At 65.6% G+C, this 15,988-nt stretch carries 17 protein-coding genes and 1 tRNA gene; 5 read left to right on the forward strand and 13 right to left on the reverse strand.

Going from position 1 to position 15,988, the window contains the following annotated elements; translation table 11 throughout:
• Positions 1 to 41: 41 nt before the first annotated feature.
• From C8J42_RS07315 to C8J42_RS07330, 4 genes are all read right to left on the reverse strand, one after another.
• Entirely contained in the window at positions 42 to 950 is a 909-nt protein-coding gene (locus C8J42_RS07315) for an SMP-30/gluconolactonase/LRE family protein (RefSeq protein WP_133019484.1), read from the reverse strand.
• Positions 934 to 1,701, reverse strand: a complete 768-nt coding sequence (locus C8J42_RS07320; RefSeq protein ID WP_133019485.1) for an SDR family oxidoreductase — start codon at positions 1,699 to 1,701, stop codon at positions 934 to 936. The genes C8J42_RS07315 and C8J42_RS07320 overlap by 17 nt, the downstream gene beginning before the upstream one ends.
• Before the next feature lie 22 nt (positions 1,702 to 1,723).
• Positions 1,724 to 2,890 carry a fumarylacetoacetate hydrolase family protein gene (locus C8J42_RS07325; RefSeq protein WP_243644173.1) on the reverse strand — a complete coding sequence of 389 codons (1,167 nt, stop codon included), beginning with the start codon at positions 2,888 to 2,890 and terminating at the stop codon, positions 1,724 to 1,726.
• 296 nt (positions 2,891 to 3,186) lie between these two features.
• Positions 3,187 to 3,263, reverse strand: a tRNA-Arg gene (locus tag C8J42_RS07330).
• A gap of 61 nt (positions 3,264 to 3,324) precedes the next feature.
• Here C8J42_RS07330 and C8J42_RS07335 point away from each other — a divergent pair.
• The gene (locus tag C8J42_RS07335; RefSeq protein WP_133019486.1) at positions 3,325 to 4,080 is read left to right on the forward strand and encodes a queuosine precursor transporter; all 756 of its coding nucleotides are present in this window, start codon (positions 3,325 to 3,327) and stop codon (positions 4,078 to 4,080) included.
• 98 nt (positions 4,081 to 4,178) lie between these two features.
• Here C8J42_RS07335 and purQ read toward each other — a convergent pair whose 3' ends face one another.
• The 5 genes from purQ to C8J42_RS07360 form a co-directional block, all read right to left on the reverse strand.
• Entirely contained in the window at positions 4,179 to 4,847 is a 669-nt protein-coding gene (purQ, locus tag C8J42_RS07340) for a phosphoribosylformylglycinamidine synthase subunit PurQ (protein ID WP_133019487.1), read from the reverse strand.
• Positions 4,844 to 5,074 (reverse strand): phosphoribosylformylglycinamidine synthase subunit PurS, encoded by a 231-nt coding sequence (gene purS / locus C8J42_RS07345; RefSeq protein WP_056050714.1) that lies wholly within the window; start codon positions 5,072 to 5,074, stop codon positions 4,844 to 4,846. The genes purQ and purS overlap by 4 nt, the downstream gene beginning before the upstream one ends.
• Positions 5,075 to 5,854 carry a phosphoribosylaminoimidazolesuccinocarboxamide synthase gene (gene purC / locus C8J42_RS07350; protein WP_056050712.1) on the reverse strand — a complete coding sequence of 260 codons (780 nt, stop codon included), beginning with the start codon at positions 5,852 to 5,854 and terminating at the stop codon, positions 5,075 to 5,077.
• Between the two features lie 137 nt (positions 5,855 to 5,991).
• On the reverse strand, positions 5,992 to 7,206 hold the full coding sequence (gene kynU, locus C8J42_RS07355) for a kynureninase (protein WP_133019488.1): 1,215 nt from the start codon (positions 7,204 to 7,206) through the stop codon (positions 5,992 to 5,994).
• On the reverse strand, positions 7,203 to 8,123 hold the full coding sequence (locus C8J42_RS07360; protein ID WP_243644176.1) for an alpha/beta hydrolase: 921 nt from the start codon (positions 8,121 to 8,123) through the stop codon (positions 7,203 to 7,205). The genes kynU and C8J42_RS07360 overlap by 4 nt, the downstream gene beginning before the upstream one ends.
• A gap of 123 nt (positions 8,124 to 8,246) precedes the next feature.
• On the opposite strand from C8J42_RS07360, the gene parC reads away from it, so the two are divergent.
• Both parC and C8J42_RS07370 read left to right on the forward strand, forming a co-directional pair.
• Positions 8,247 to 10,496, forward strand: a complete 2,250-nt coding sequence (gene parC / locus C8J42_RS07365) for a DNA topoisomerase IV subunit A (RefSeq protein ID WP_133019489.1) — start codon at positions 8,247 to 8,249, stop codon at positions 10,494 to 10,496.
• 65 nt (positions 10,497 to 10,561) lie between these two features.
• Positions 10,562 to 12,235, forward strand: a complete 1,674-nt coding sequence (locus tag C8J42_RS07370; protein WP_133019490.1) for a bifunctional diguanylate cyclase/phosphodiesterase — start codon at positions 10,562 to 10,564, stop codon at positions 12,233 to 12,235.
• Between the two features lie 26 nt (positions 12,236 to 12,261).
• On the opposite strand, the gene C8J42_RS07375 is transcribed toward C8J42_RS07370, so the two are convergent.
• Genes C8J42_RS07375 through C8J42_RS07390 form a run of 4 tightly spaced genes read right to left on the reverse strand, consistent with a single transcriptional unit; the run spans position 12,262 to position 15,302 of the window.
• A complete protein-coding gene (locus tag C8J42_RS07375) occupies positions 12,262 to 13,440 on the reverse strand; it encodes a CCA tRNA nucleotidyltransferase (RefSeq protein ID WP_243644177.1) in 1,179 nt (392 codons plus the stop codon).
• Entirely contained in the window at positions 13,431 to 14,027 is a 597-nt protein-coding gene (locus tag C8J42_RS07380) for a CoA pyrophosphatase (RefSeq protein ID WP_133019492.1), read from the reverse strand. The genes C8J42_RS07375 and C8J42_RS07380 overlap by 10 nt, the downstream gene beginning before the upstream one ends.
• Complete coding sequence (locus tag C8J42_RS07385; RefSeq protein WP_133019493.1) at positions 14,024 to 14,602, reverse strand: DUF1285 domain-containing protein; 579 nt, start codon at positions 14,600 to 14,602, stop codon at positions 14,024 to 14,026. The genes C8J42_RS07380 and C8J42_RS07385 overlap by 4 nt, the downstream gene beginning before the upstream one ends.
• A gap of 43 nt (positions 14,603 to 14,645) precedes the next feature.
• Complete coding sequence (locus tag C8J42_RS07390) at positions 14,646 to 15,302, reverse strand: N-acetyltransferase (RefSeq protein ID WP_347812405.1); 657 nt, start codon at positions 15,300 to 15,302, stop codon at positions 14,646 to 14,648.
• A 29-nt stretch (positions 15,303 to 15,331) separates the two neighbouring features.
• Between C8J42_RS07390 and C8J42_RS07395 the strand changes: the two genes are divergently transcribed.
• Both C8J42_RS07395 and C8J42_RS07400 read left to right on the forward strand, forming a co-directional pair.
• Positions 15,332 to 15,703 (forward strand): dihydroneopterin aldolase, encoded by a 372-nt coding sequence (locus tag C8J42_RS07395; protein WP_133019495.1) that lies wholly within the window; start codon positions 15,332 to 15,334, stop codon positions 15,701 to 15,703.
• A gap of 4 nt (positions 15,704 to 15,707) precedes the next feature.
• The gene (locus C8J42_RS07400) at positions 15,708 to 15,983 is read left to right on the forward strand and encodes a Rossmann fold domain-containing protein (protein ID WP_133019496.1); all 276 of its coding nucleotides are present in this window, start codon (positions 15,708 to 15,710) and stop codon (positions 15,981 to 15,983) included.
• Positions 15,984 to 15,988: the final 5 nt, after the last annotated feature.

Genomic DNA, 15,988 nt, shown 5'->3' on the forward strand with positions numbered 1-15,988 from the left:
GCGACGCTTATCGTGAATGGGGTGTCGTAAAATCGGTTGCACTAAAGTGTGACGGGTTCGACCGGGACGCCGGGAACGGCAACGCGGAAGGTGAACAGGTTTCCGGCCAGCGGCTGGGCTGCGAGCGCTTCGTCGTCGAGGCCTTTCGCGGCGGTCGTCGCATAGGCGGTGCGACCGTCGGGCCCACCGAGCGCGATCTTGGTGATGTTCGCGACCGGGAAGCGGACGATGTCGGTGCAGGTACCATCCGGCGCGAACCGGCGTGCCGCCCAACCGCCGAAGAACCCGACCCAGACGCCGCCTTCGGAATCGCAGATCGCCCCGTCGGGATGACCATCATCGGGGCCGATCGTCAGGAAAAGGCGTGGCTCGCCGACATTACCGTCCGCGTCGATCGGGTAGGCGTCGATCCGCTTGCCGATCGTGTCGACAGCATACAGCGTGCGGCCGTCGGGCGAGATCGCGGGGCCATTGGTGATCGCGACGGGCGGGATCTCCGTCTTGGTCAGTTCACCGTCTTGCCAGTGATAGACGTGGCCGGTGTCCTCGGACTCGGCGTTATCCATCGTCCCGAACCATACGCGCCCGGTGGGATCGCGCGCGGCATCGTTGAGACGATTGCCGGGAGTCTCGGCATGGACGACCGCAATCTCCTCGAACGCGCCGGTGGCGGGATCGAACCGGTGGAGAGCGCCACGGACGCCGGCGAGAAACCCGCCATCGTCTGCTGGAATGATCCAGCCGATCTGGTCTGGCGCCTTCCAGGTGTCGAGTGCTCCCGTCGCCGGATCGAACCGGTGTACGCACGGCGCCTTGATGTCGACGAACCAGAGCGCTGCGTCGCGCGCGATCCAGATCGGGCCCTCGCCGAGCGTCGCACCGACGTCGCAGATGCTTTCCGCGGTCGTTTCGACGGGAACCGCGCGGCTCATCTCAGCGCCACCCGGCATCGACGAAATAATCGTGACCGGTGCACATCCTCGCATCGTCCGACGCGAGGAACAGCACCAGCGCCGCGACGTCCGCGGGCTGGACGCGGGTCTTGAGACACTGCGCGCCGATGATCTCGGCCTCACCCTCAGGCGTATACCATTTCAGCTGGCGCGGCGTCTCGACGTTGCCGGGGACGATCGTATTGACGCGGATACCGTCGCCGCCGAGATCGCGCGCCATCGCGCGAGTCATGCCCTCGATGCCGGCCTTGGCGGTCTGGTAGATCAGAAGTTCGGGCAGTGCGAGATGCCACGAGATCGAGCCGAAATTGAGGATCACGCCGCCGCCCGCGCGCTTCATCGACGGCACCACGGCTTGCCCTGCGAAGAACAAATGGCGCAAATTGGTCGCCATCCGCTCGTCCCAATATGCGGGCGTGATCTCTTCGATCGTGTGGCGATCGTCGTTCGCGGCGTTGTTGATCAGCACGTCGATGCCGCCGAGCCGGTCCTCGATCGTCGCGACGGTCGTCTTCAGCGCGTCGACGTCGCGCAGGTCGAGCGGCAGGAATATCGGCGCGGTCGCGACGTCGGGCGTCAGCGTCTCGATCAGCGCGTCCGCGGCGTCCTTGGCCATGTCGACGAACGCGACATGCGCACCCTGGCGCGCGAACGCCTCGACCAGACCGGCGCCGATCCCAGACGCGCCGCCAGTGATCAGGACGCGCTTGCCCTTCAGGCTCGGATAGATCGCCGTCTGGTCGGCCATTTCGGTCTTCTGCAACACGCGCTTACGCCCCTTGATTCTTGGTATGGCCGAGCAGCCCCCGGCTCGCGAGATTGCGCATCAGGTCGCCGATCCCGTAATTCCACGGCGCCGCATCCTTCGACGTCGTCACCGGATTGACCAGCGCGCCGAGCTTCGGGTTCGAGATCGTGACGACGTCGCCGACCGCATGCGTGAAGCCGCGGCCGGGCTCGTCGCGGTCCTGCGTCGGCGCGAACAACGTGCCGAGGAATAGCACGAAGCCGTCCGGATACTGATGCTCGCTCATCGCCTGGCGGACAAGTTCCTCGGGATCGCGGCTGATCTGGTCCATCGAACTGCTGCCGTCGAGCCGGTAGCCATCGGCGCCTTCGATCGTCAGCGCGATCTGGGCGGCACGGACATCGTCCATGCCGAAATTCTCGTCGAACAGCCGGATGAACGGCCCGATCGAGCAGGACGCGTTATTGTCCTTGGCCTTGCCGAGCAGGAGCGCCGAGCGCCCCTCGAAATCGCGCAAATTGACGTCGTTGCCGAGCGCCGCACCGACCGTCTTGCCGGCACGATCGACGACCAGCACGACTTCCGGTTCGGGATTGTTCCAGGTGGAGTCGGAGCGGATGCCGATCTCGCCACCCCAGCCGATCGTCGACAGCGTCGGACCCTTGGTGAAGATCTCCGCATCCGGGCCGATCGCGACTTCGAGATATTGCGACCACATGCCGTCCTCGATCAGCGCGGCCTTCAGCGCAGCGGCTTCGGGCGAGCTAGGGACGACCGAGCGGATGCTGCCGCCGACGCGTTCCTCGAGCCGGGCACGGACCGCGGTCGCTGCCGATGCGTCACCGCGCGCGCGCTCCTCGATCACGCGTTCGAGCGCGGATACGGCGAAGGTTACGCCCGATGCCTTGACGACATGGAGATCGATGGGGCTGAGCAGACGGATCTTGCCATCGGCCGCTGGCGTCAGGTTCAAGTCGCCGAGGGCACCGAGATCGGCGCCGGCATCGGTATCGAAATCCCCACCCGCGATCAAATCGGCGACTGTCGGCGCGACGGCGGACATGTCATACACGCGGCCACCGCGAAGGATCACGGGCGTCGGACCGTCGCCAAGGTCGATACGACCAAGTAACGCCGCCTTTTCCCAGTCGACGGGCAAAGCCCCCGTCGACGTGAATGCGATCTCCACGATGTCATCCCCTCCGTTTTGTTAGCGGTACCGTATGCTGCACAGCGTCAGCGTCAAGTCCCCAATGCCGATGTCGCGTCGCTGACCCGTCACCGACGTCACGACGGTTCAAGTAAATGCGACCGATTAATCATACAATTAAAAAGTGGGACGACGGTGTCCGGCAGCAGATAACTGCGTACGAAAAACCTCACAGTCGCTCTCGCAACCCTGGTATCGATATCATAGCGACAATCTTGCCATTTTGCGCCAGGTCTCGTGGTGGCCCCAAAGCACGGCAAGGGCGGCTTGCGAGTTGGCGCGCCCGGAGGGGTTCGAACCCCCGACCGAGGAGGTAGAAGCTCCTTGCTCTATCCAGCTGAGCTACGGGCGCGCGCTGCGGCGACGACTAGCGCGGATTGTGCGGGCTTGGAACCTCGATCATAACGCCGGGCATGGAAATTGGAACGGATCAGGCGCCCGGGCTCGAACCGGTCGACGCGAATGCAGTCGGCGGCGCGCAGTTTCGGTATTTCGACTTCGTGATGGCGGCGTTCGTCACGATCCTGCTGCTGTCGAACGTGATCGGCGCAGGCAAGCGCGCGGTGATCGACCTGCCGTTTATCGGCGCGTGGCCGTTCGGCGCGGGCATCCTGTTCTTTCCGGTCAGCTATGTGATCGGCGACGTCCTGACCGAGGTGTACGGCTACGCATATGCACGGCGCTGCATCTGGGCGGGGTTCGGCGCGATGCTGTTCATGGTGTTCATGTCGGCGGTCGTGGTCGCGCTGCCGCCCGATGCTGGTTGGACCGGTCAAGCTGCGTACGAGTCCGTGTTCGGCCAAGTGCCGCGGATCGTGTTCGCGTCGATCTGCGCGTTCTGGGTGGGCGAGTTCGCCAACAGCTTCGTGCTGGCGCGGATGAAGATCTGGACGCAGGGGCGGATGCTGTGGACGCGGACGATCGGCAGCACCGTGGTGGGGCAGGCGTTCGACAGCCTGATCTTCTACCCGCTCGCTTTCTACGGCGCGCCGGACTGGCCCGTGGAGGCGATGCTGATGGTGATGGTCAGCCAGTTCTTGCTGAAGGTATCGTGGGAGGTGTTGCTTACGCCGCTGACCTATGTCGCGGTCTGTTGGTTGAAGCGGCGCGAAGGAGTCGATGTTTACGACCGCGGGACGGACTTCTCGCCGTTCCGGACCCGGGTTTGACGCCTCGAACTTGACTGTTCTCCCGCGCACGCGGGAGTCCAGGGTCACGGTCGATGTGCGTGGTATCTTGGACCCCCGCTTTCGCGGGGGAACAAGGGTCAAGCGCTGACGGCTTCTAGCAAACCCTCAAACAACCGCCGTCCGTCCGTCCCGCCATGTGCCGCCTCGATACGACGTTCCGGATGCGGCATCATGCCGAGCACGTTGCCCTTATCGTTCAGCAAACCGGCGATGTTTCGCGCGGAACCGTTGACGCTCTCCGCGTAACGGAACGCCACGCGGCCTTCGCCTTCGAGCCGGTCGAGCGTCTCGATGTCGGCGAAATAATTGCCGTCATGATGCGCGACCGGGAACGAGACGCGTTCGCCCGCGGAATAGCCCGACGTGAACGTCGAACTCGCCGTCTCGACCGTCAGCGCGACATCACGGCAGACGAAGTTCAGTCCCTCGTTGCGCATTAGCGCGCCGGGCAGGAGGCCCGCTTCGGTCAAAACCTGGAAGCCATTGCAGACCCCGAGCACAGGCAGGCCCTTGCCAGCCTGCTCGACGACCGCGCGCATGATCGGCGACCGTGCCGCGATCGCACCCGAGCGGAGATAGTCGCCGTAGGAGAACCCACCGGGGACAGCGACCAGACCGACATCCGCCGGCAGGTCCGCATCACCGTGCCAGACCATGAGCGGCTTGACGCCGGTCACCGCCTCCAGCGCGACGGCGATGTCGCGGTCGCAGTTGGAGCCGGGGAAGACGATGACCGCAGTTTTCATGCGCGCTCGACCCGGTAGTTCTCGATCACCGTGTTAGCGAGCAGCTTGCGGCACATGCCGTCGATGGTGGCGTCGTCGGTATCGTCGGCGACTTCCAGTTCGATCAGCTTGCCCTGGCGGACGTCCTGCACGCCGTCGAAGCCGAGGCTGCCGAGCGCGTGGTGGATCGCCCGGCCCTGCGGATCGAGCACGCCCGGCTTCAATGTCACGAAAACCTTCAGTTTCATTTACTTGCCCCGGTTCTTGCGATGCTTTTCGAGGTCGAGGACGGCGTTGTCGGCACCCTCGGGCAGCAGGCCGAGACGGCGTGCAACCTCTTGATACGCTTCGACTTCGCCACCGAGATCGCGACGGAAGCGATCCTTGTCCATCTTCTCGTTGGTTTCCATGTCCCACAGACGGCAGCCATCGGGGCTGATCTCGTCGGCGAGGATGATGCGACCGAAGTCGTTGTCGAAGATGCGGCCGAATTCGAGCTTGAAGTCGACCAGGCGGATGCCGACGCCGGCGAACAGCCCGCACAGGAAATCGTTCACGCGGATCGCGAGGTCGGCGATGTCGTGCATCTCCTCCTGGCTCGCCCAGCCGAACGCGGCGATGTGTTCGTCGGAGATCATCGGATCGCCGAGCGCATCGTCCTTGTAGTAATATTCGATGATCGTGCGGGGCAGCTTGGTACCCTCCTCGATCCCGAGGCGCGTCGAGATCGATCCTGCGGCGACGTTGCGCACGACGACTTCGATCGGGACGATTTCGACCTGGCGGATCAGCTGCTCGCGCATGTTGAGCCGGCGGATGAAGTGCGTGGGCACGCCGATATGATCGAGCAGCGTGAAGATGTGCTCGGAAATCCGGTTGTTGAGCACGCCCTTGCCGTTGATCGTGCCCTTTTTCTGGGCATTGAACGCGGTCGCGTCGTCCTTGAAATACTGGATCAGCGTGCCCGGCTCGGGACCCTCGTAGAGGATCTTGGCCTTGCCTTCGTAGATCTGGCGGCGGCGAGCCATGCGCGGTCCCCTGGATAATCAAGCGGTGAAAATCGAGCGGCCCCAGCCTACGCGATATGTACCGCGAAGCCGAGGCCGGAATAGGCCGCGCCTATAGGCGAAGGGTGCGGGGGGTGCAATCGCGGCTTCGCGCGGTGTCAGGTGACAGCGAGGCGCTCGGCGAAGGCGGGGTCTCGCCAGGCTTCGGTTTCGAGCGTTTCGCGGAGGATGTCACCGGCGCGCCAGACGTCTTCGTAGCTGAGATACAGAGGTGTCAGGCCGAGGCGAAGGATGTCGGGGTCGCGGAAGTCGCCGATGACGCCGCGCGCTATGAGGGCTTGCGTAAGTTCGTAGGCGTGCGGATGGCGGAAGCTGATGTGGCTGCCGCGTTTGGCAGGGTTTCGCGGGCTGACGCAGTCGAGGCCTAGTGCGTCGCCGGCGGCGGCGAGGATGTCGAACAGTTGTGCGCTTTTGGTAGCGACGGCGTGCTGGTCGATGTCGGCCCAGAGGTCGAGTGCGGTTTCCAGTGCGGCGGTCGAGAGCATCGCGGGGGTGCCGGCCAGCCAGCGCTTCATGTCGGGGGCGGGGCGGTAGGCATCCTCGAACGCGAACGGCGCGGCGTGGCCCATCCAGCCGGATAGCGGGCTGGCGAGGGTGTCCTGCCAGCGCTTGGCGACGTAGAGGAACGCAGGCGCGCCAGGGCCGCCGTTGAGGTATTTGTAGGTGCACCCGACGGCGAGGTCGGCGTTCGCGCCGTTGAGGTCGACCGGGACCGCACCGACGCTGTGGCTCAGGTCCCAGAGCATGAGCGCGCCGGCATCGTGCGCGCGGGCGGTCCAAGCGGCTATGTCGAAGCGGTCGCTGGTCTTGTAGTGAACGTGGGTGAGGAGCAGCACCGCGGTGTCTTCGTCGAGCGCGGCGGCGAGGTCTTCGCGGGCCACCACTTTGAGCCGTGCGCCGGGGACGCAGGCGACGGCGCCTTCCGCGATGTGCAGGTCAGTGGGGAAGTTGCCGGCCTCGCTCAAGACCGTGTGACGCTCCGGGTTGCTGCGCAGTCCGGCAACCAGCGCCTTGAAAAGGTGCGTCGAGGTGGTGTCGCCGATGATAACCTCGTCCGGTGCAGCGCCGATCAGCGGCGCGATCTTCGCACCGATCCGCTGGGGAGCGTCGATCCAGCCTTCGTTCCAGCTGCGGATCAAACGGTCGCCCCATTGGCGGGTGGCGACGTCGGCGAGCGCTGCGGGCGTCGCCTTGGGCAAGGCGCCGAGCGAATTACCGTCGAGGTAGATAACGCCCTCGGGGAGCGCGAACTTGTCGCGGTAGGCGGCGAGCGGATCGGTCGCGTCGAGTGCGCGGACGTCTTCGAGGGTCACTGGCTCTTTCCGAAATAGGACAGGATCAGGCGTTTGGCCTCGGCCCAGGCAGGCGTTTCCGGCGCGATCAGTTCGACATGGCCGGTCGCCGGGATGGTGTGGAGCGTGGCGGTGTCACCGGCCGCCTTGGCCTTGACGATATAGTCGGTCGCCATGACGAAGGGGATGATCCTGTCCTCGCGTCCGTTGACGAGGTCCTGCTTTACCCCGAGCGGCAGGAGGCGCGCGACCGAGGTGTCGGCGTAGACGTCCGGATGCTGCGGCGTGGGCGTGCTGACCAGTTTCGCGACGACTTCGGTGCCGCAGCCATTGTCGGCGTTAGTCGCGGTGGCTTCGAGATCGGGCAGGCCGCCGAGGCTGATGACATGGCGGATGCGGAGTGGGTGCGCGGTGTAGAGGGGGCTCGACGCAGGGATCTTGGGGCGGGCGGTGAGCCAGAGCGCGAGGTGACCCCCGGCCGAGTGACCGATCGCCAGCACAAGCCGCGTGTCTAGGTTATACTTCTTCGCGTTGACCGTGAGTTGATCCGCCGCCGTCGCAGCATCCGCAAAGGTGCCGGGATAGCCGCCGCCGGTGCGGTCTACGCCGCGATAGTCGATGTTCCAGACCGCGACGCCGGCGTTGCGGAGGTCGTCGGCGATCCAGTTCATCAGGCTGCGATCGGCGATGCTCGTCGTCCAGCAGCCGCCATGGACCATCACGACCACAGGGAAAGGCCCCTTGATCTTACCCTTAGGAAGCCAGACGTCGACCTTCTGCATCTGGTCGGTGCCGTAAGCGATGGTCGCGTCGGGCATCGGCTTGGGCCGCTCGGTCAGGTCGGGCCACGTCAGCAGCTTGGGCGGCGGGGGAGCGGGCGTTTGCGCCATGACGGGCGTGGACATTGCGACAAGCGCGAGAAAGGCAAGGCGGATCATAAGGTTGGTGTAGCGGGCTCGATCGACCGCGTCATGCGGGCATATCGTCGTGATCGAACGCGCAGGCCGCTTCGTACGTTCATGCTTTGATCGTTTCGTTCCCGGCTGCTATCGCTGCACGCAATGGCCACCGATTTCAAAGATCCGTTCGACTCCATCGTCGACGCTCCCTTCGACAGCGCGCTGTCCGAGCGGTACCTCGTCTATGCCTTGTCGACGATCACCGCGCGGTCGTTGCCCGACGTGCGCGACGGGATGAAGCCGGTGCATCGTCGCCTGCTGTGGGCGATGCGGCTGCTCAAGCTCGATCCGGCGCAGGGCTACAAGAAGTGCGCGCGTGTCGTCGGCGACGTCATCGGCAAATACCATCCCCACGGCGATCAGTCGGTCTACGACGCGATGGTGCGTTTGGCGCAGTCGTTCGCGATGCGCTATCCGCTGGTCGACGGGCAGGGCAATTTCGGTAACATCGACGGCGATAACGCCGCCGCCTACCGCTACACCGAAGCGCGGCTGACGCAGGTCGCGATCGACCTGATGGATGGGCTCGACGAGGATGCGGTCGCGTATCGCCCGACCTACAACGGCGAAGATCACGAGCCAGAGCTGTTCCCCGGACTGTTTCCGAACCTGCTAGCGAACGGCGCGAGCGGGATCGCGGTCGGAATGGCGACGAGCATCCCACCGCACAACGCGGCCGAGTTGCTGGAGGCGGCGATCGTCCTGATCGATACGCCCGACGCGGACGATGCGGCGATCCTGGAACACGTGAAGGGCCCCGATTTCCCCACCGGTGGCTTGGTCGTCGATCCGCCGGCGGTGATCCGCGAATCCTATGCGACCGGGCGGGGCGGGTTCCGCGTCCGTGCGCGCTGGGAAACCGAGCGCGAGAAGGGCGGCGGCTGGCAGTTGATCGTCACCGAGATCCCGTACGGCGTGCAGAAGGGCAAGCTGATCGAGCAGATCGCCGACCTCATCAACGCCAAGCGCCTGCCGATCCTCGCCGACGTGCGCGACGAATCGGATACCGAGATCCGCATCGTGCTCGAACCGCGAAGCCGCACGGTCGACCCGCAGATCCTGATGGACGGCCTGTTCCGGCTGACCGATCTCGAGACGCGGATCAGCCTCAACCTCAACGTGCTCGACAAGGATCGCACCCCGCGAGTCATGTCGCTCCGCGAGGCACTGGCGGCGTGGGTCGATCACCAGTTCGTCGTGTTGCGCCGGCGTACCGAGCACCGGCTGGCGAAAATCGCCGACCGCGTAGAGCTGCTCGACGGCTATCTGATCGCGTACCTCAATCTCGACCGCGTGATCGAGATCATCCGCACCGAGGACGAGCCGAAGAAGGTGATGATCGCCGAGTTCGCGCTGACCGATCGCCAGGCCGAGGCGATCCTCAACATGCGGCTGCGGTCGCTCAGGCGGCTCGAAGAGTTCGAGATCAAGACCGAGCGCGACAAGCTCGACAAGGAGCAGGCGACGCTCGCCGCCTTGCTCGCCGATCCGAAGAAGCAGCGCGCGCGGATGAAGCGTGACATGGCGAAGATCCGCGATCGCTATGGTCTGGAGACTCCGCTCGGCAAGCGGCGCACGACGATCGAGGAGCACGCGCCGACCCGCGACATTCCCTTGGAAGCGATGATCGAGCGCGAGCCGATCACCGTGATCCTGTCGCAGCGCGGCTGGATCCGCGCGATGAAGGGGCACAATGATCTGGCGAGCCCGGAGGCGCTGAAGTTCAAGGAGGGTGACGGCCCGGCCTACGCTTTCCACGCGCAGACGACGGACAAGCTGTTGCTCGCGGCGGAGAACGGGCGGTTCTACACGCTGGCGGCGGACAAGCTGCCGGGCGGGCGTGGCTTTGGCGAACCGGTGCGGGCGATGATCGATCTCGACGGCAGCATCGGGATCGTCGCACTGCTGCCCGCGAGCAAGCATCCCAAACTGCTGGTAGTCGCGACCGATGGCCGCGGCTTTTCGGTCAGTTCGGCGGAGGTCGTTGCCGAGACCCGCAAGGGCAAGACGGTAATGACACCGCGCCCGGGTGCGCATCTGAAGATCGTCCGGCCGATCGGACCGAATGACGACTACGTCGCGGCGATCGGCGACAACCGGAAAATGCTGGTGTTCCCGCTTGCCGAACTGGTCGAGATGACGCGCGGGCAGGGGCTCCAGTTGCAGCGCTATCGCGACGGCGGACTGGCCGATGCGATCACATTCGTCTTCGCCGAGGGCCTCAGCTGGGCGATGGGCGGCGGCACCGGCCGGACCCGGACCGAATCAGACCTTGGCCCGTGGCGCGCTGCCCGCGGAGCCGCCGGGCGGATGCCGCCGACGGGCTTTCCGCGCGATAATCGATTCGGATAATGGATGAGAAAGGCCCCATTCAGGGTCCTTCAGAGCCTCTTAACGAACCCGCGGTACCGGGGAGCATGCCATCGACCGCCCTCGAAGAGACTGCAAAGCCGATCGTGACGAGCGATATGATCGCACGCGGGCTTGAACTCGTGGCGATCCCGGCGGTTCACGTCGTGCTGAACGCGGGTCGGATCGAGCTGTTCGCGATGAACCGCGCGTATCGGCTAGCCGGGTTCGGTGTCGTTGCGGAGCGGTCGCGGATGATTGCCGAGCTTGGCGACCAGATTCGCGCATTCCTTGGCTCGCAGCAGATCAGGTCCGACTTCGATTGGGTCCTGGGCGACGAGATCGACTGCCGCCATTACCGCGTCACGATCGCACGATCCGATCCCATATTCCGCGAACGGTGTACGATCAGTTTCATCGACCTGACGTCGCAGGTCCAGACCGAGCGTAGCTTGCGTCGCGAGATGACGACCGACAGCCTGACGGGATTGTTGAACCGGGAAGGGTTCGCGGACCTGATCGAGGAGCTCGAAGACCATACGGTCAGGGCCGTGCTCGCGATCGACCTCGATCGGTTCGGCCGGCTAAACTCGTGCCTGGGCTCGCTGGCGGGTGATGAATTGCTCATCACGGTGGCGCGTAGGATCAAGGGTGCGTTGCGCGCGCGCGACACGCTGGCGCGGATTGGCGGGAATCAATTCGGTATCCTGATATCGATAGACCAGGATCGGGAGGAGGCACAGGCGCTGGCCGAGCGGATCCACCGGACGTTGCAAACGCCGTTCCGGTTGACCGATTACGAGATCAACGTCGAGTGCTCGGTCGGGATCGCCTTCGGTGCCGATGAGTCCGGCGACAATGTCGATCTGGTCCGCCACGCGCAGTTCGCGGTCAAACGCGCGAAGGTGAGTGGTCGCGCCGAGTTCTACCAGGTCCAGGATTTCGCGATCGCGCGCGCGCAATTCGGCATGGAGACCGCGCTCCGCCGTGCGATCGAGCACCGCGACCTGCGTCTCGCCTATCAGCCGATCTGCGACTTGGCGACCGGTCGGATCGTATCGTTCGAAGCGTTGGCGCGCTGGACCGATAAGGATGGCCGCGAACATTCGCCCACCGAATTCATCGCGGTCGCTGAGGAGTCGGGATTGATCGTGCCGCTGGGGCGATGGGCGATCGAGGAAGCGGCGCAGACGCTGGCGCGCTGGGACGCGGCGAACGGCGGACCGTGTGGGGTGAGGCTGGCCGTCAACCTGTCGGCGATCCAGTTGCAGCGCGATGCGATCGCCCCGGTGCTGCAGGCGGCGCTGGACTCGACGGGGCTGTCGGGAGATCGGTTCACGCTTGAACTGACCGAGAGCGCGATCGTCTCGGATCCCGACCGGATCGCCGGGACGATGCACGCGCTGAAGGCGCTCGGGACGAATCTGGCGATGGACGATTTTGGCACCGGGTATTCGAACCTCGCCTATCTCCAGAAGCTGCCGATCGACATTCTCAAGATCGACCGAAGCTTCGTGACGGGCATGCTGGCGGACCGCGACAAGGTGTCGATCGTCCGCGCTATCCTCAGTCTGGCGCAGGCACTGGGGATGCGGACGACGGCCGAGGGGGTCGAGACGCATGAACTGTCCCAGACGCTCGCGGCGCTGGGGTGCACGTACGGGCAGGGCTATTTCTACGCGCGACCGCTGGAGCCGGATGCGGCGTATGCGATGATCAACTCTATAACTGCTATGAACTGACTGGCGCCCACGCCGGCTCAATCGGGTTAGGCGGAAACCTCCGCCACCAGTCCGTCGGCGATGATCGCCACGCGCTCGGCGCCCGGAAACCCTTCCGAAATCCACTGCGTCTCGACCCGGCGCAGCATCGCAGCCACGTCCGGCCCCTTGCGGAGTCCACGTTCGACTAGAGCCCCACCGGAGAACGGGAACGCTGGCGGTGTCCAGTCCGTGATTGCGGACACGTCTTCGCCAGCGATGAGCAGACGGTCGACTGCACCGGCCACACCGACACGATAGGCCAAGGCCAGCGGGCCTTCCTCACCGGGTCCCGCAGTGGCAGCCATGAGGCGCTTGCGGTCGACGTTCGATAGCTTCAACCTCGCTCCAACGGCTTCAGCGGCGGCAGGCGCAATCGCCACGGCGAGGCGGCGGATCGGGTCCGGTGCGATGCCAGCGTCCGCCTCCTGCTGGGCCAGCACGCCCAAACGCGCTGCTCCCCCGGCGTCGATCTCGGGCAATACCGCCCGGAAGATGCCGCGTTCGACCATCAGCGCGACTACGGGCACGGCGTTGGCCGCGACCAGCAGTTTCAGCACTTCGCTCGCGACGCGTTCGCGCGAAAGCGCCATCAGGTCGTTGGCACGTGCGGTGCAGGCGTCGAGCCCGGCTTGGTCGATCATGCTGCCAAACCGCGCGTGGAAGCGGAAGAAGCGGAGGATGCGCAGATGATCCTCGGCGATCCGCTGCAACGGGTCGCCGATGAAGCGGACGCGCCGCGCCGCCAGATCGTCGAGACCACCGAAATAATCGAAGATCTCGCCCGTCTTGGGATCGGCGTAGAGCGCGTTCATCGTAAAGTCGCGGCGCGCAGCGTCTTCGCGCCAATCATCGGTATAGGCGATGATCGCGTGACGGCCGTCGGTCGAGACGTCGCGGCGCAGCGTCGTTACCTCGACCGGACCCGCTGGCGTGACGGCAGTAATCGTGCCGTGCGCGAGGCCGGTCGGAACCGCCTTGATCCGCGCATCCTGGAGCCGCTCGATCACCTCCTGCGGGGGCAGGCGGGTGGCGATATCGACATCGGCGACGTCGACCCCGAGCAGCGTGTCGCGCACCGCGCCACCGACGAAGCGCGACTCGCCCTCCGCCGCGCCGAGAACCTTCGTCAGTGCGTCCAGGCCGTCCCGTTCGCGCCACGGCGCCGCCGGGAGTATCAAGACCACCTCAGGCGACGGGCGAGGTTGACGATCATCGCCGCAGTCGCACCCCAGATACGGCGCTCGTTCCACATGATCTCGTAATAATGCCGGTCGTGGCCCTGCCATTCGAGCGTCGCCTCGACATGGTTCGCCTCGTCCAGCAGGAACGCGAGCGGGACTTCGAAGACGCTGGCGACTTCCGCTTCGCTCGGGGTGAAGACCATGTCGGGCGGTATGATCCCAATCACCGGCGTCACCTGGAACCCGGTGACGGTGCGGTAGCTGTCCGCCTCGCCAATCACGCGGACCTTGTCGCGGGGGAGGGCGATCTCCTCCTCGGCCTCGCGCAGCGCCGCGGTGACGACGTCCTCGCCGGGATCGATCCGACCGCCGGGGAACGCGATCTGGCCGGGGTGGCGGCTCATCGTGTCGGTACGCTGCGTCAGGATCACGCCGGGATCGGCGCGGTCGGTCACCGCGATCAGCACCGCGGCGGGTAGCAACGTGTCGGCGGCGGTGAGATCGCCGTCATGCTGGTCACCGGTGAGCAGGATCATGTGCGACCCGGCGCCCTTCGCCAGCGCCGCGGTCAGCCGTTCCGTCAGGTTCATGCAGCGGGCTCCAACGGGAAGAACGCGCCATCGCTCCACAGGCCGGTGGGAGTCGCGTCGTCGGCGATCGCGCGCTCGGCGAGTTCGTAATAGACCGAGCGGACCACCAGCGCCTCCATCCCGCCGCGGACGGCGAGATACGGGCGTGGGCCGCCATCTCCGTCGGTCGTGTCCTCGACGAATCGCAGCGGGTGCTCGGGACCTGCGGTGACGAGGTCGCCGGTATTAAGCCGGAAGGCGAGCTTCGCATCGCGACCGCTGCCCTCGGCCTTCATCTCCACCGCGATGAACGGCGCGTCTTCGACCTCGATATCGAGCTTTTCAACGGGCGTGACGAGGACATGGCTGCCGTCCGGCTCGCGGCGCAGGATCGTCGAGAACAGCCGAACCATCGCCGGGCGGCCGATCGGCGAGCCCTGGTGATACCAGGTGCCGTCGCGCGCGATCCGCATCTCGCTGTCGCCGCAGTGTGTCGGGTTCCATTTCTCGACCGGCGGGAGCTTCGCCTCTTCGACAAGCTTGGCGATTTCGGCGAGACTGAGCGAGGCGATATCGGGGATGGCATCCATGGGCATGGCGGCGGACTAGGCGGGCAGGGGGCGGAGGTAAAGCGGTGGCTTATGCGGATGCGGCGACCGGCATGGTCTCCGCAACGCGCGGGCCTAGCATGCCGGTGCTGTCCGGTACGGCATCGCCGCGGGCGAGCAGGCGGTGGCGCTCGACCGGGCCGGGGGCGGCCCAGCGTGCTGTGCGCTCGGCGGAGAAGCCGAAGAACCGGCCATAATAGTCGGGGTCGCCGATCAGCATGAGCGCATCGTCGAGCCCCGTGACGGCGGCCGCGTCGAGCGCCTGCGTCATCAGGCGGCGACCGATGCCATCGCCCTGATGGTCGGGTACCACGGCGACCGGGCCGACCATGATCAGCGGAAACAGTCTGTTGTCGTCGACCAGCGCAATCGGCCAGCACTGGATCGAGCCAACCAACACGCCATCCTCGACCGCGGCGAAGCTGAGTGCGGCGACCGGCTTCGTGCCACCGCGGATCGTGTACGCGGTTCGCGTGAACCGATCCGGGCCGAAAGCGGCATCGAGCAGCATCTCGACCGCTGTCGGGTTGATGCTGGCCAGGGGAACGAGAGTGATCAACGGCATCTCCGGCCCGGACTGCGCCGCGTACACGCGGGAAGGGCAGCGCGCTTTAGCCGTGGCGACGCTGAACGCAAGGATAACCGGACTGACGTTCGGCCGATCCGGCGCGAACGGTGTGACTTTCATCTCGCGGTGCGTCTGCTAGAGGCGCGCAGATGGAAGACAGTCTCCAACTCGAAGTCCACGATCTCGAAGTGCAGGTCCTGACCGGCATCTATTCGGAGGAGACGCACCTGCCGCAGCCGCTGCGGATTTCTCTCACCGTGGATATGGTCTGCCCGAGACGGTTCGCGCCGGATACGCCGTTGTCGGCATCCAAGAATTATCTCGATCTGAAGAACGCCGCGACCACCGCGCTGCCGGCCGGCGTGCATTTCACGCTGATCGAGGGCGTTGCAGATCATATCTGCGAGACGTTGTTCTTGCAGGATGCGCGCGTCCTGCGCGTGATGGTCAAGATCGTGAAGCTCGCGATCGCTGAAGCCGACGAGGCGATTGGCGTAACCCTCGTCCGACATCGCCGCTGATCGCATGCTGCTGACGCTGGAGCCGGGCGGGGACATTGCGGCGCTCGTCCGTGGCGCGATCGGCGAATCGCGGGTCGTGTTGATCCCCGCGAACCTCGATCCGCTGACGATGGCGCAGGCGAGGGCGGCGATCGGCCCTCTCGCAATCGAACTGGCGCCAGCGGTTCGCGTGAATGCGGTGGCACCGGCCGAGGCGGCTCGACACCCCGATGTTGAGGCCGCGGTCGCGTTTCTCGAGCAGGCGCGCTCCACCACCGGACAATTACTGGCCGTCGGCTAGGCCTG

It is taken from the genome of Sphingomonas sp. PP-CE-1A-559 (assembly GCF_004340965.1).
Taxonomy (GTDB): domain Bacteria; phylum Pseudomonadota; class Alphaproteobacteria; order Sphingomonadales; family Sphingomonadaceae; genus Sphingomonas.